The sequence below is a fragment of the Nocardiopsis sp. iso_237 genome, assembly GCF_056173345.1.
Window position 1 is genome coordinate 1,481,064 of the sequence record NZ_CM149669.1, and the last position, 14,199, is coordinate 1,495,262.

General features: G+C 71.5%; 12 protein-coding genes. 6 read left to right on the forward strand and 6 right to left on the reverse strand.

From position 1 onward, the window contains the following. Positions 1-174: 174 nt before the first annotated feature. The 3 genes from AC0VYM_RS06805 to AC0VYM_RS06815 all read right to left on the reverse strand — a co-directional run bounded on the left by AC0VYM_RS06805 (position 175) and on the right by AC0VYM_RS06815 (position 3,000). On the reverse strand, positions 175-741 hold the full coding sequence (locus AC0VYM_RS06805) for a type I-E CRISPR-associated protein Cas6/Cse3/CasE (protein WP_475460230.1): 567 nt from the start codon (positions 739-741) through the stop codon (positions 175-177). 128 nt (positions 742-869) lie between these two features. Continuing rightward, positions 870-1,814 carry a GNAT family N-acetyltransferase gene (locus tag AC0VYM_RS06810; protein ID WP_475460232.1) on the reverse strand — a complete coding sequence of 315 codons (945 nt, stop codon included), beginning with the start codon at positions 1,812-1,814 and terminating at the stop codon, positions 870-872. A gap of 190 nt (positions 1,815-2,004) precedes the next feature. Further along, the gene (locus AC0VYM_RS06815; RefSeq protein ID WP_475460234.1) at positions 2,005-3,000 is read right to left on the reverse strand and encodes an iron-siderophore ABC transporter substrate-binding protein; all 996 of its coding nucleotides are present in this window, start codon (positions 2,998-3,000) and stop codon (positions 2,005-2,007) included. 361 nt (positions 3,001-3,361) lie between these two features. Between AC0VYM_RS06815 and AC0VYM_RS06820 the strand changes: the two genes are divergently transcribed. Continuing rightward, positions 3,362-4,300 (forward strand): TauD/TfdA dioxygenase family protein, encoded by a 939-nt coding sequence (locus tag AC0VYM_RS06820; RefSeq protein ID WP_475460236.1) that lies wholly within the window; start codon positions 3,362-3,364, stop codon positions 4,298-4,300. A gap of 148 nt (positions 4,301-4,448) precedes the next feature. Further along, positions 4,449-5,528, forward strand: coding sequence for an RNA ligase (ATP) (locus AC0VYM_RS06825; RefSeq protein WP_475460238.1), 1,080 nt, complete (start codon positions 4,449-4,451; stop codon positions 5,526-5,528). Between the two features lie 45 nt (positions 5,529-5,573). On the opposite strand, the gene AC0VYM_RS06830 is transcribed toward AC0VYM_RS06825, so the two are convergent. Together AC0VYM_RS06830 and AC0VYM_RS06835 are read right to left on the reverse strand one after the other, a co-directional pair. Next, the gene (locus AC0VYM_RS06830; protein WP_475460240.1) at positions 5,574-7,109 is read right to left on the reverse strand and encodes a sodium:solute symporter; all 1,536 of its coding nucleotides are present in this window, start codon (positions 7,107-7,109) and stop codon (positions 5,574-5,576) included. Between the two features lie 35 nt (positions 7,110-7,144). Further along, positions 7,145-8,347, reverse strand: a complete 1,203-nt coding sequence (locus AC0VYM_RS06835; RefSeq protein ID WP_475460242.1) for an anhydro-N-acetylmuramic acid kinase — start codon at positions 8,345-8,347, stop codon at positions 7,145-7,147. Positions 8,348-8,518: 171 nt separating this feature from the next. On the opposite strand from AC0VYM_RS06835, the gene argG reads away from it, so the two are divergent. The 4 genes from argG (at position 8,519) to katG (ending at position 13,406) form a co-directional block, all read left to right on the forward strand. Then, positions 8,519-9,967, forward strand: coding sequence for an argininosuccinate synthase (gene argG / locus AC0VYM_RS06840; protein ID WP_475460244.1), 1,449 nt, complete (start codon positions 8,519-8,521; stop codon positions 9,965-9,967). A gap of 127 nt (positions 9,968-10,094) precedes the next feature. After that, positions 10,095-10,598: an HIT family protein gene (locus AC0VYM_RS06845; protein WP_475460246.1), complete on the forward strand. Its 504-nt coding sequence runs from the start codon at positions 10,095-10,097 to the stop codon at positions 10,596-10,598. 119 nt (positions 10,599-10,717) lie between these two features. Continuing rightward, on the forward strand, positions 10,718-11,149 hold the full coding sequence (locus tag AC0VYM_RS06850) for a Fur family transcriptional regulator (RefSeq protein ID WP_475460248.1): 432 nt from the start codon (positions 10,718-10,720) through the stop codon (positions 11,147-11,149). Between the two features lie 34 nt (positions 11,150-11,183). Continuing rightward, complete coding sequence (gene katG / locus AC0VYM_RS06855; protein ID WP_475460250.1) at positions 11,184-13,406, forward strand: catalase/peroxidase HPI; 2,223 nt, start codon at positions 11,184-11,186, stop codon at positions 13,404-13,406. A 94-nt stretch (positions 13,407-13,500) separates the two neighbouring features. Here katG and AC0VYM_RS06860 read toward each other — a convergent pair whose 3' ends face one another. Continuing rightward, positions 13,501-14,190, reverse strand: a complete 690-nt coding sequence (locus AC0VYM_RS06860) for a haloacid dehalogenase-like hydrolase (protein WP_475460252.1) — start codon at positions 14,188-14,190, stop codon at positions 13,501-13,503. Between the last annotated feature and the right edge of the window lie 9 nt (positions 14,191-14,199).

Sequence of the window (14,199 nt, forward strand, 5' to 3'; positions counted from 1 at the left end):
CGGGCGCTCCTGCGGGTGCCCGTGTGCGACGGTCAGCTCGGGCTTAGGAGAAAACCTTCATGATTTGTCCGCCGATTGCAACACTCCTACGCGAGGTTGCGACAGATGGGTGAAATGAGAGCTTTTTCGTGAAAATCCCGTCTTGGTGGGTTTTCCACCCCGTGTGCCCTGCGGCTAGGGAGCCTCCAGCGGCGAGGTGAGGAGGAGCCCGGCGCCGGTGGCGGTGCCCCCGCCGACGCCGTGCAGCGCCAGGTCCTGGAGCGCCTCGCTGTCCCGGACCACGGCCTCGCCGGTGAAGTGGTGGCGCGCGGGTCGGCCGCCGAGGCGCTTCCACTGCGCCGACGTCACCTGGAGGGCCTCACCCAGCTTGAGGTCCAGCCACGCCTCGAACTCCTCCTCCGGCAGCGCGACCTTCTTGCTGCGCGGCTTCCCGCCCTCCTCGGCGGGGGCCACCTCGCGCTGCGCGGTCGGCGCGGTGACCAGCTCCCAACGGACGGTCTCACCCTCCACGTGCCGGGTCATCGGCTGGATCGACGCCGAGACCGCGCCGGGGACCTTGCCCCAGGCGGGAGCGGTGTCGGAGCTGACCACCAGCATGGTGGGGGACAGGCGCACCCAGAGCATCCGGGCGTCGGTCTCGGCGGAGGGGTCCAGGGCCCGGCGCACGGCGCGGCCCATCACCGCCCACTGGTCCATTCCGGCGCTGCGCTTGGGGTCGAGGCTGATGCGGGACAGGTACAAGGAGATCCGATCCGGGTCGTGCCGTGGCGGCGGTGTGCGGGCGCGGGACCGCGCCGTGGACCTCAGCCTACGAGGGGTGGGCGCCTGGTCAGCCCAGGGACGGACCGGGCGGCCCGACCCCTCGGAGGTCAGGCCCAGGTCGAGTGCAGGGCGTGCTCGAAGTCGGTGTACCCGGCCCGCCGGAACGCCCCCGCCATCGGGGTGTTGCCCACGTCGGTCGCGGCCCTGATCCGGGGAACGCCCAGGTCGGCCAGGACACGGGTCCCCTCGGCCAGGAGGTCGTCCACGTACCCGTGGCCCCGGTGCTCCGGCAGGACCGCCACGTAGCCGATCACCGGGTTGTAGTGGTTGCGGCCGGGCGTGACGAACCCGACGGGCGCGCCGTCGGGCAGGGTCGCGATCCGCCACCAGTCCCGGGGGCTGGTGTACCGGCCCATCTCCTCCGCGAAGTGGCGCTCGGCCTCAGCGCGCGGTGTGTTCCGGGACAGGTTCTCGCGGCTGTGCGCGTCGAGGGTGTCCTCCAGGACCCGGGCCATCAGGCCCAGCAGCTCCTCACTGTCCCGGGGCCGACGGAACGACAGGCGTCCGCCCGGCGGCGCGATCGGGGTCCCGGGAAGCCACTCCAGCCGCAGCCGCTCCACGAAGAGGCGGGCCCCGGACCGCTCCAGGGCGGTCAACCGCTCCCGGACCGGACGGGCGGTCTCCGCACGCGCGGCCCAGTCGGCGGGCACGTGGCGGACGTGGTCCGGCGGGACCGTGCCGGGCGGCAGGACCCGGGGGAGGGCGGCGCGCAGCAGCCGTTCCAGGGCGTCCACACGGTCGGCGGCGGCGTCGTCGACGTCGAGGACGTCCAGCAGGAAGGGGGTGTCGTCCTCCCGGGACGCCCACCAGGCGGCCCGGGCGACGAGGCGGTCGCCGCGCAGGGCGACCCACATCCACTCGGGGCGGCGCCGACCGGCGCCGAGGTCGTCGGAGAGCTCGTGGTTGAGGGTGTAGGGGAGCCGGTTGAAGAGGTCCAGCTCCGCGCGCCCGGTGATCGGGCGCAGGGTGAGGCGGTCGTGTTCGGTGGTCACTGCACACTCCGGTGGGAGGGCGCCCGAGGGGTCAGCGGTGCTCCGCCGGTCGGTGGGACTCGGGCGCGGTGGGGGCGTCGGGAACGTTCATCGCGTTGTCCCTCCCTTTCCTTCGTGTGCTTCCGGCACGGTGCCGGGCCCCCTTCCTACCGGACCCGGCGCCGTGCCGCACGCGAATTGACCGGCGGCCCTAGGTGAGGGCGTCACCGATGCGCGGAGCCAGGTGTTCCAGCGCGTAGGGGACGGACAGCACCGAGTTGTAGGTGACCGCGCCGCGCTCGTGCAGGGAGGTGGTGACGACGGCGTCCTCACGCACCACGTCCAGGGACTCGAACACGCTGGCCCCCTCGGTGATGTCGAAGTCCTCGTCGTCGCTCATCACCAGCAGGAGGTCGCCGTCGAGCAGGTCCACCCGCTCGGTGGACAGCTCCACGAAGAAGCCGTCCCCGGTGTCCCGCTCGCTGATCGCCTCGGGGATGGTGAAGCCCAGCGACATGAGGAACCGGCCGCGGGCGTCGCCGGGAAGGTAGGCGCCGTACTTGCCGTCGTAGGGCAGGACGGCGGTCCCGTCGAGGCCCTCGAACTCGGGGTGGTCGGCGCGGGCCCGCTCGAAGAGCTCGTCGGTGGCCGCGTTGAGGGCGGCACCCTCCTCGGGACGCCCGAGCGCGGTGGCGATGGTCTCCGTGGCCTCGTCGCGGGGCACGGTGTAGGCGGCGACCCCCTCCGGCCGGGCGACCACGGGCGCGATCTGGGAGAGCGTCTCGTAGGTGCTGTCGTCGAACCCGGCGGAGACACCGATGATGAGGTCGGGTTCGAGGCTGGCCACCTGCTCGATGTTGGGCTCGGAGTCGGAGTCGATCCGGGTCAGTTCCGCGTCGCCGACCAGCTCGTCGGTCCACGGGCCGAGACCGGACTCGTAGAACGTGTAGCCGGTGTTGCCGACCGGCACGAGGCCCAGGGCCAGGACGGCGTCGGCGTCGGTGACACCGAGGGTGACCACGCGGGTGGGTTCCTCCTCGATGGTGGTGCTGCCGAACTCGTGCTCGACGGTCACCGGGAAGGCTCCGTCCTCGGCCTGGGACGCGGCGTCGTTCCCGGGGGCGTCGTCAGCGGTCCCGCACGCGGTGAGGGGCAGGAGGAGGACCAGGGCGCACGCGAGCGTGCGCGGGGCGGGACCGGGGGACATGAGACTCCGTTCGACTAAGGTTAGGCACGCCTATCTTATCCCTGCTGGTCCCCCTTGTGTCGGTTCGGGGTGGTTGACAGGGCGACCCCGGTGCCTCACCCTCGCTCCTATGGGAACCCCCTTGCCGAGTCGCCCGACCGCCCGCCGGTCCGCGCGGGCCCGTCGCGGAACGCCGGGTCTGATCCAGCGCCGTGGCCGTCTGGGTTCCCCTCCGCACTGCTGACCCTCCGGGCCCCCGTGGCCCGTGACGCCGGTGCGTCGATTCCACCTTCCGCGGGTAGGTGCTGACCAGTCCCTGATCACCCAGCGTGATCGTTCCCGATCCGTTTTGTCGTTATTTCCGACCAGAAAGGCAGGAAACATGACCCCGACCGCCGCTCCCGAGGCCGTCCGGACCCTCCGGGAGAGCTCCGCAGTGGACACCGCCCTGGTCGAGGGGCCGCGCACGTTGCGCCGACTCCCCGAGGGCGCCGTCTCCCGCCCCTACGAACTGTTCGAGGTCCGGCCGCTCGGGGCGCTCATCGGAGCGGAGATCCACGGGATCGACCTCCGGGACGAGATCGGTGACGAGCTGCGCGACGAGCTCAACCGCGCGCTCCTGGAGTTCAAGGTGATCTTCTTCCGCGACCAGCCCATCGACTCCGCCCGCCAGCAGGAGATCGCCCGCCTGTGGGGCGACCTGGAGACCAACCCGTTCATCGAGCGGGGCGACGACGCGCACGTCGCCCGGTTCGCCAAGGGTGAGGCCCCGCCCAGCTACGAGAACGTCTGGCACACCGACGTCACCTGGCGCGAGGCGCCCGCCCTCGGCGCCATCCTGCGCCTGGTCGAGGTCCCGCCGATGGGCGGCGACACCATGTGGGCCGACATGGCCGCCGCGTACGACAACCTGCCCGACGACGTGAAGGAGCGCATCGAGGGGCGCACCGCCGTGCACGACGTGATCCCCGGGTTCGTCCGGTTCCTGGACGAGGAGCGCCTGCTGGAGTGGCAGGACCGCTTCCCGCCGGTCGAGCACCCCGTGGTGCGCGTCCACCCCGAGACCGGCCGCCGCACCCTGTTCGTGAACGTCTCCTTCACCACGCGCATCGTCGGGATGGAGAAGGCGGAGAGCGACGAACTGCTGCGCTACCTCTTCCAGCAGGCACACACCCCCGAGTACCAGGTGCGGTTCCGGTGGGAGCGGAACTCGGTCGCGTTCTGGGACAACCGCGCCACCCAGCACTACGCGGTGAACGACTACCACCCGCACCCGCGCGTGGCCGAGCGCGTCGCGATCGTCGGGGACCGCCCCTTCTGATCCCCGCGGCCCCCGCCCCCGCCCCGGGGCCGGGGGCCCGCTCACCCCGGAGGGCCCACGGAAAAGGCGTTGTGGCCCAGTGGGGCCTCGGACACACTGGCTCGGACAGCGGGCACCCACGCCCGAACCCCCGCGTCCGAGGAGCGACATGTCCACCCTCCGGGTCACCGCCGAGCGGCTCACGATCCTTCCCCACCCCAACGCCGACGCGCTGGAGCTGGCCCAGGTGGGGCTCTTCCGCGCGGTCGTCGCCAAGGGTGCCTACCGCACCGGGGACTGGGCGGTCTACATCCCGGAGAACGCCGTCCTGCCCGAGGGGCTCGTCGACGAGCTCGGACTGACCGGCAGGCTCGCGGGCGCGAAGAGGAACCGCGTGCGGCCCGTCCGGCTGCGGGGCGAGGTCTCCCAGGGCATCGTCTGCCGCCCCTCGGCGCTGGCCGACCGCGACCTCGCGGCCGAGCACGAGGCCGGGACCGACCTCGCGGGCGAGCTCGGCGTCACCAAGTGGGTGCCCGAGGTTCCGCTGCACATGAGCGGCGACATGGCGCCCGCCCCCGATCTGCTGCGGTGGATCGAGGTCGAGAACATCAAGCGCCACCCCGATGTGTTCGAGCCCGGGGAACCGGTCGTTGCCACGGAGAAGATCCACGGCACGGCCTGCCTGTACACCCTGGTCGCCGGATCCGGGGAGGAGTACGTCTCCTCCAAGGGTCAGGGGGCGAGGAGCCTGGCGCTGGTGCGCTCGGAGGCCAACCTCTACTGGAGGGCCGTGATCACGTACGGCGTCGGCAAGGCCGCGCGCGCCCTCGCGGAGCGCTTCGGAGCCGACCGGGTGGGTGTGTTCGGAGAGGTGTTCGGCGCCGGGGTGCAGGATCTCGCGTACGGCGAGTCCGGCCGCGGCGAGCGGCCCGGCTACGCGGTGTTCGACGTCCGCCTGGACGTGGACGGAGAACGCCGGTGGATCGACGCCGCCGACCTGCCCGCCCTGCTCGCGGAGGTGGACCTGCCCCCGATACCGGTGGTGTACGAGGGACCCTACGAGGAGTCCGCGCTGTTCGACGCCGCGAGCGGTACGGAGACCTGGAGCGGGTCCGACCTCCACCTGCGTGAGGGCGTGGTCGTACGGCCCGCCCTGGACCGCTACTCGGAGGTCCTGGGCGGCCGGGCGGTCGCCAAGTTCGTCTCCGACGCCTACCTGACCCGCCGGGGAGGCACCGAGTTCGAGTAGCCGGGGGACGGCCGCGCCCCAGCGGCCGTCCCGTGGCACGCGGACTCACGCGGCGGGGCTCGGGCCCTCCTCCCGGGCGACGGGCGCGGTGGACTCCCCGGGAGTGTCGGGCGCCCCGGCGTCCGCCGAGGGGGCGTCGTCCGGGTGGCGGCGCGACAGCAGGTAGCCGAGCCCCAGCACGATGCCCGTCCCGATCGCCGTGTACCAGGTGAACCCGATCAGCCCCGGCTGGAAGAGGAACAGCCAGGACATGGTCGCCACCGCCACGGCGAAGGCCAGGATCGCGTCGGTCTGCCGTGCCCGGCGCACCCACAGCCCCAGGAGGAAGGCGCCCAGCAGGCCGCCGTAGGTCAGGCTCGCCACGGACAGCCCGAGTTCGACCACCGGGTTGTCGGTGCCGGTGAAGAACGCCGCCACCCCGACGAACACCAGCCCCCAGCCGAGGGTGAACAGTCGGCTCAGCCGCAGCGCCTGGGCGTCGGGCAGGCTCCGCCGGGAGAACTGCTGGTACAGGTCGGCCATGGTCGAGGAGGACAGCGCCGACAGCGACGAGGAGAGCGTGCTCATCGCCGCCGCCATGATCCCCGCGAGCAACAGGCCCGCCAGCCCCGTGGGCAGGCCCTCGACGATGAACACCGGGAAGAGCTCGTCGGAGGTGCGGAGCCCGAGCTCCGCCACCGAGGCCGCCTCGAAGTACGAGTACAGCGCCAGGCCCACGGTCAGGAACAGCGCGAACTGGAGGAACACCACCACTCCGCTGACGATCACGGCCTTCTGGGCGTCCCGCAGGCTTCGGCAGCCCAACAGGCGCTGCACGACGATCTGGTCGGCCCCGTGTGAGGCCGTGGACAGCAGGGCGCCGCCCACCAGGGCCGTGACCGTGGCGTAGGGCGCCGAGACCGGGTTCGAGGTGAGGTCCAGGAACTGGGTCTTCCCGGCGTCGGCCGCCGCCGCGAGGAAGTTCACGTCCAGGCTGGAGGCGATGACGGCCAGCGTGACCACGCCGCCCACCACGTACACGCCCATCTGGAGCACGTCCACCCAGACCACGGCCCTGATCCCGCCCACCAGGGTGTAGAGGATCGTGACCACGCCCAGGACCGCCACGATCACGAAGTACGAGGTGTCCAGCCCGAGCGAGTCCAGGACGATCTTCATGGGGATGGCCGCCGCGAACAGCCGCACCCCGTCCGCGAGCAGCCGGGTGAACAGGAACGTGACCGAGGCGGTGGCCTGCATGCCCCGCCCGAACCGGAGCCCCAGGTACGCGTAGGCGGTGGTCATCTCGCCCCGGTAGTAGCGGGGGAGCAGCAGGAAGGCCACGACCACCCGCCCGATCAGGTAGCCGATCGCCACCTGGAGGAAGGTGACGTTGCCGAGGTAGGCCACCCCGGGGACGCTGATCACGGTCAGGGCGCTGGTCTCGGTGGCCACCACCGACAGGCACACCGCCCACCAGGGCAGCTGCCGGTTGCCGATGAAGTAGTCCCTGACGTCGCGCTGGCGCCCGGACAGGCGCAGTCCCAGCCAGGCCGAGGCCAGCAGGTACACCGCGATGACGACGAGGTCGATGGTCTGCACTGCGTCCTCCTGGGGGTTCCTGGGGCGGGGCCGGCTCAGGCGCCGGGCGCCTCCACGTACAGACGGCGCGGGGCGGTGGGCGCGGGCTCGGGCAGACGCAGCGGTCGGATGCCCGGGGTGAGGCGTCCGGCCACCGGGGCCCGACGGGCGCCCGTGCAGTCCGGTACGGACCCTGCCAGGCCGTGCCAGCTCAGGAACCCGATCAGCGCGAACAGGTACGCCTCCTTGGCGTCACCGTCCAGACCGACCCGTTCCGTGGTGTCCAGCCGCGCGGGGGACAGGCGCGCGGCCAGCCGCTCCATCAGCACGGGGTTGCGGGTGCCCCCACCGGAGGCGAGCACCTCGGTCACCCCGAAGGGTTCCAGCGCGTCCGCGACGGTGACGGCGGTGAGCTCCACCAGGGTGGCGAGCAGGTCGCCGTCGGAGACCCGGCCCCCGTCCGAGGCGCGCCCGGCGAACGTCAGCGCCGCGTCCAGGTGGTCGGGGCCGAACAGCTCCAGTCCGGTGGTCTTGGGTGCGGGCAGCCGGTAGTAGGGCTCGGCCAGCAGACGTTCCAGCAGTTGGGGGTCGGGGCGGCCGGTCCGGGCCAGCGCGCCGTCCGCGTCGAGTTCGGCCCGCCCGTCCGTGACCAGGCGCACGGCGGCGTCGATCAGCGCGTTGGCGGGACCGGTGTCGAAGGCGCGGGGAGGCAGTCCGTCGCGGACCACCGTCACGTTGGCGATGCCGCCGAGGTTGAGCGCGGCGGTGGGCTCGGCGCGACCGCCGAGCAGCAGCAGGTCCAGGGTGCTCGCCAGCGGTGCGCCCTGGCCTCCGGCGGCCACGTCCGCCACCCGCAGGTCCGACACCACGGGAAGCCCGGTGGCCTCCGCGATCCAGGCGGGCTGGCCGAGTTGGAGGGTGCCGAGCACGGAGTTGCCCTCCGCCCAGTGGAAGAGGGTCTGGCCGTGGGAGGCGACCAGGTCGGCCCGGCCGTCCGCGAACTCCTCGATCCCGCTCCGTGCCGCCGCCGCGAACTCCTGGCCGATCCGGGTGTCCAGCTGGCAGACGGTCTCCATCGTGGTGGCGGCGGGCGGCAGGGCGCCGCGGATCGCCTCGCGGAGGGTGTCGGAGTAGGGCGTGGAGGCGAACCCCAGGGGGACGAGCCGGACGTGGGCGCCGCCGTCCTCGAGGTCGAGGCGGGCGGCGGCGACGTCGATCCCGTCGGCCGAGGTCCCGGAGGACACACCGATGACGATCATGCGGCTCCTGAGGCAGGGGTCAGGGGGCGGGCTGGGAGCCCGTCCGAGGACGGTACCCCGCCCGTCCCGCCGCGTCACCGGTCCCGTCCGGATTTCCCCGCCAGACCGGGAACGCGGGCGTGGTCACGGCACCAGTTTGCATGTTCATACATTTAGGCGCATACTTTTTGCATGTCCAAGGTGCTCACTTCCCTGCCTGTCGGTGAACGTGTCGGAATCGCCTTCTCCGGAGGCCTCGACACGTCCGTAGCGGTCGCGTGGATGCGCGAGAAGGGCGCTGTCCCCTGCGCCTACACCGCCGACATCGGCCAGTACGACGAACCCGACATCGCCTCGGTGCCGGCTCGTGCCACTGACTACGGCGCGGAGATCGGGCGCCTGGTCGACTGCCGCGAGGCCCTCGTGGAGGAGGGGCTCGCCGCCCTCGCCTGCGGGGCGTTCCACATCCGCTCCGCCGGTCGTGTCTACTTCAACACCACCCCGATCGGCCGCGCCGTGACCGGCACCCTGCTGGTCCGCGCCATGCTGGAGGACGGCGTCCAGATCTGGGGCGACGGCTCCACCTACAAGGGCAACGACATCGAGCGGTTCTACCGCTACGGTCTGCTCGCCAACCCCTCCCTGCGGATCTACAAGCCGTGGCTCGACGCCCACTTCGTCACCGAGCTCGGCGGTCGCAAGGAGATGTCCGAGTGGTTGCAGGAGCGGGACCTGCCCTACCGCGACAGCACCGAGAAGGCCTACTCCACCGACGCCAACATCTGGGGTGCCACCCACGAGGCCAAGGCGCTCGAACACCTCGACACCGGCATCGAGATCGTCGACCCCATCATGGGCGTCCGCTTCTGGGACCCCGAGGTCGAGATCGCCGCCGAGGACGTGACGATCGGCTTCGAGAAGGGCCGCCCCGTCACCATCAACGGCCGGACCTTCGCCAACTCCGTCGAGCTGGTCCTGGAGGCCAACTCCATCGGCGGACGCCACGGCATGGGCATGTCCGACCAGATCGAGAACCGGGTGATCGAGGCCAAGAGCCGGGGCATCTACGAGGCCCCCGGCATGGCCCTGCTGTTCGCCGCCTACGAGCGCCTGGTCAACGCGATCCACAACGAGGACACCCTCGCCACCTACCACAACGAGGGCCGCCGCCTCGGCCGCCTCATGTACGAGGGCCGCTGGCTGGAGCCCCAGGCCCTCATGCAGCGCGAGGCCCTCCAGCGCTGGGTCGGCACCGCCGTCACCGGCGAGGTGACCCTGCGTCTGCGTCGCGGCGACGACTACTCGATCATGGACACCACCGGCGCGGCGTTCAGCTACCACCCGGACAAGCTGTCCATGGAGCGCACCGAGGACTCCGCGTTCGGTCCCAGCGACCGCATCGGCCAGCTGACCATGCGCAACCTGGACATCGCTGACTCCCGCGCCAAGCTGGAGGAGTACGCGGCCCTGGGCATGGTCGGGGACAGTACGCCCTCGACCTCGATCGGCGCAGCGCAGGCCGCCTCCACCGGGCTGATCGGCGCGATGCCCGAGGGCGGCGCCGAGACCATCGCCTCGCGCGGTCAGGGCTCCGAGGACGACCTGCTCGACTACGCGGCCATGGAGGCCGGTACCGACTAGGTCAGGCCGACGCCGCTCCGCCCCGCACGGGACCTCCCGTGCGGGGCGGACGTGTGCCCGGACCTGGCGGGGCGTGCCCCCGTTGCCTACCCTGAGCCTCCCCGCCCCCAACGGAAGGAGGGTCCGCGTGGAGCGGCGTCCCATGGACATCGAGGCCTACACCGAGCGCACCCGGAACGGCCCCTGTTTCGTCTGCTCGCTGGTGTCCGGAGAACCGGGCTTCGAGCACGACGTGCTCTTCGAGGACGACGACCACATCGCCTTCCTCGGCCGTCACCCCACCCTGCCCGGGCACACCCTGGTGGCCCCGAAGGCGCACGTGGAACACGTCGTCCGGGACCTCGACGAGGACGCCTACACCCGGACCATGCTGGTGGTCCGCGAGGTGGCGCTCGCCGTCGAGGACGTGTTCGAGTCCGAGCGCACCTACCTGCTCTCCCTCGGCAGCCAACAGGGCAACCGCCACCTCCACTGGCACATCGCCGCCCTGCCGCCCGGGGTTCCGTACGAGGAGCAGCAGTACCACGCGCTCATGACGGAGAACGGCGTGCTGGTCGTCGATCCCGCCGAGTACGCCGCGAGGGCCGAGCGGGTCCGCACCGCCATCCGGGTCCGCGGCCGACTGGCCTGACCCGCCGCCGTGACCAGGCCCCTCTCCGCCGGAGAGGGGCCTTCTCGCTGCCCCGGGGGGCTACAGCGGATCAGGTCCATCATTTGACTAATTCCAGAAAAGGCGGCAGACTCCAGGCCATGCCCACCTCTTCGGATTTCGAGCAAATGCTGCGCGAGTCCGCTCTGAGGGTGACGAGCCCGCGGTTAGCTGTCCTCTCCGTCGTGCACGAGCACCCACACGCGGACACGGAGTCGATCATCGACCACGTGCGTGCGGAACTCGGCGCGGTGTCCGTCCAGGCCGTCTACGACGTGCTCAAGGCACTGACCGGCGCTGGCCTGGTGAGACGTATCCAGCCACAGGGCTCCGTGGCCCGCTACGAGACACGGGTGGGGGACAACCACCACCACGTCGTATGCAGGTCCTGCGGCGCCATCGCGGACGTGGACTGTGCGGTCGGCCACGCGCCGTGCCTGACCGCGTCCGCTGACCACGGCTTCTCGATCGACGAGGCCGAGGTCGTCTACTGGGGCCAGTGCGCCGAGTGCTACGGCGCGCGGAGCTCCTGAACCACAAAGTTCACCTCTTCCCGTAAGGAAGTCGATGTCTGAAAACAACGAGGTCGTTGCCCCCACCCCGCCGCAGACCGGAGGATGCCCCGTCGCGCACGGTGACGGGCTCACGCACCCCACCCAGGGCGACGGCAACCGTGAGTGGTGGCCCAACCAGCTCAACCTGAGGATCCTCGCCAAGAACACCCCCGTGTCGAACCCGCTCGGTGAGGGCTTCGACTACGCGAAGGCCTTCGAGGCCCTCGACCTGGACGCCGTGAAGGCCGACATCGCGGCCCTCCTCACGGACTCGCAGGACTGGTGGCCCGCCGACTTCGGTCACTACGGGCCGCTCATGATCCGCATGGCCTGGCACAGCGCCGGCACCTACCGCTCGCACGACGGCCGCGGCGGCGGCAGCGCCGGTCAGCAGCGCTTCGCCCCCCTCAACAGCTGGCCCGACAACGGCAACCTGGACAAGGCCCGCCGTCTGCTGTGGCCCGTGAAGAAGAAGTACGGCCAGAACATCTCCTGGGCCGACCTCTTCATCCTCACCGGCAACGTCGCCCTGGAGTCCATGGGCTTCAAGACCTTCGGCTTCGGCGGTGGCCGCGAGGACGTGTGGGAGCCCGAGGCCGACGTCTACTGGGGCCCCGAGACCACCTGGCTCGACGACCAGCGCTACAGCGGCGACCGCGACCTGGAGAAGCCCCTCGCCGCCGTGCAGATGGGCCTCATCTACGTCAACCCCGAGGGCCCGAACGGCAACCCGGACCCGCTGGCCGCCGCCCGCGACATCCGTGAGACCTTCGGCCGCATGGGCATGAACGACGAGGAGACCGTCGCCCTCATCGCCGGTGGCCACACCTTCGGCAAGACGCACGGCGCCGCCCCGGACAGCAACCTGGAGGCCGAGCCCGAGCGCGCCGGCCTGGAGATGCAGGGTCTGGGCTGGAAGAACAACCACGGCACCGGCAAGGGAGGCGACGCCATCACCTCGGGCCTGGAGGTCACCTGGACCACCACCCCGGCCCAGTGGAGCGAGGGCTTCTTCAAGAACCTCTTCGAGTTCGAGTACGAGCTCACCCAGAGCCCGGCCGGCGCCAACCAGTGGATCGCCAAGGACGCCGAGGAGATCATCCCCGACGCCCACGTCCCCGGCAAGAAGCACAAGCCGACCATGCTCACCACCGACCTGTCGCTGCGCGTCGACCCGGTCTACGAGCAGATCTCGCGCCGCTTCTACGAGGACCACGAGGCCTTCAAGGACGCCTTCGCCCGCGCCTGGTTCAAGCTGACCCACCGCGACATGGGCCCGAAGGTCCGCTACCTCGGCTCCGAGGTCCCCGCCGAGGACCTCGTCTGGCAGGACCCGCTGCCCGCCCAGGAGGGCGAGGTCATCGGTGACGCGGAGATCGCCGCCCTGAAGGCGAAGATCGCCGAGTCCGGCCTGTCCGTGGCCGAGCTGGTCTCCACCGCGTGGGCCTCCGCTTCGACCTACCGCGACAGCGACAAGCGCGGCGGCGCCAACGGTGCCCGGATCCGTCTGGAGCCGCAGGTCGACTGGGAGGTCAACAACCCGGCCGAGCTGCGCCGCGTGCTCGCGAAGCTCCAGGGCATCGTCGACGAGTTCAACGCCTCCTCCGCGAAGAAGGTCTCCGTCGCCGACGTGATCGTCCTCGCCGGTGGCGTGGGTGTCGAGCAGGCCGCCAAGGCCGCTGGTCAGGACGTCACCGTCCCGTTCACCCCGGGCCGCGTGGACGCCACCGACGAGCACACCGACGCCGACTCCTTCTCCTACCTGGAGCCGGTCGCCGACGGTTTCCGCAACTACTACGGCAAGGCCAACCGCCTTCCCGCCGAGTACCTGCTGCTGGACCGCGCCAACCTGATCGGCCTCAGCGCCCCGGAGACCACCGTCCTGGTGGGCGGCCTGCGTGTGCTGGGCGCCAACTTCGACAACTCGGACCTGGGCGTCCTCACGGACCACCCGGGCGCGCTGACGAACGACTTCTTCGTCAACCTGCTCGACCTCAACACCAACTGGTACGCGACCGGTGACAGCTCCGAGACCTCGGAGACCTTCGTCGCCAAGGACGACTCCGGTGCGGTCAAGTGGACCGGCAGCCGCGTGGACCTGGTGTTCGGCTCCAACTCCGAGCTGCGCGCCGTGGCCGAGGTGTACGCCTCCGACGACGCCAAGGAGAAGTTCGTCCAGGACTTCGTCGCCGCGTGGAACAAGGTCATGAACGCCGACCGGTTCGACCTGGTCTAGTTCGACCCCGGGCGCGTCCCGAGGAGTGGTCCCGGGTTCCCGGAGTTCCCAGAGCCAGACCCTTCGGACACCGCCCGCGTCACCGGCCCGACCCTCACCGGTCGGGCCGGTTTCGTGTGTCCGGCCCCCTCACGGGCCACTCCACGCACTCCACGCGCTCCGGCCCGGGGAGCTGTCCCCGCAGCCGTTCGGCGGCCCCGCCGTCCAGGTTGACCAGGTACGCCACCCGCGCGAGGTCCAGCATCGCCGCGTCGGAGGCGCTGTCCCCGTAGGCTGCCGTGATTTCTCCCCGAACCCCGGCGTCGGCGGCCATCCGGGGCTTGCGGGGGCCGTGGCAGTGGTGCTCAGCGACCAGACCTCCCCACCGCCTCCGGAGCGTCGAGGCGACCACGCGCACACGGGGGTCGATCTCCCGGCACAGGGGTACGGCGAGCAGGTCGGCGCAGGCGGTCACCACCGCCACGTCGTCGCCCGTCCCGAGGTGCCCGTCGAGGGCGGCGGCCCCGCGCGGTCTCAGCCGTTCCCGCACGCCCAGGTCCCGCATGTAGTCGCGGACGATCCGGTCCAGGCGGGCCTCGCCCACGCCGACCGTGCCCGCCCACAGCAGGAGTGATCCGGCGTGGACGCGCCAGGAACGCCGCGCGAACGCCGCCGCGACCAGCGGTGACAGCAGCAGGGCGCCCGCCGCCCGTAGAGGAGCGCGGCGGAGCAGGTGCAGGGTGAACCGTGAGAACGAGTCGTGGTCGAGCAGGGTGTCGTCGAGGTCGAACAGTGCCCAGGCCACGGTGCCCCC

What these genes read in the sequence shown, in the direction of transcription:
- AC0VYM_RS06815 (WP_475460234.1), bottom strand. Translation starts at nt 3,000, where the DNA reads ATGTCCCCCGGTCCCGCCCCGCGCACGCTCGCGTGCGCCCTGGTCCTC.
- AC0VYM_RS06820 (WP_475460236.1), top strand. Translation starts at nt 3,362, where the DNA reads ATGACCCCGACCGCCGCTCCCGAGGCCGTCCGGACCCTCCGGGAGAGC.
- AC0VYM_RS06825 (WP_475460238.1), top strand. Translation starts at nt 4,449, where the DNA reads ATGTCCACCCTCCGGGTCACCGCCGAGCGGCTCACGATCCTTCCCCAC.
- AC0VYM_RS06835 (WP_475460242.1), bottom strand. Translation starts at nt 8,347, where the DNA reads ATGATCGTCATCGGTGTGTCCTCCGGGACCTCGGCCGACGGGATCGAC.
- argG (WP_475460244.1), top strand. Translation starts at nt 8,519, where the DNA reads ATGTCCAAGGTGCTCACTTCCCTGCCTGTCGGTGAACGTGTCGGAATC.
- AC0VYM_RS06850 (WP_475460248.1), top strand. Translation starts at nt 10,718, where the DNA reads ATGCCCACCTCTTCGGATTTCGAGCAAATGCTGCGCGAGTCCGCTCTG.
- katG (WP_475460250.1), top strand. Translation starts at nt 11,184, where the DNA reads ATGTCTGAAAACAACGAGGTCGTTGCCCCCACCCCGCCGCAGACCGGA.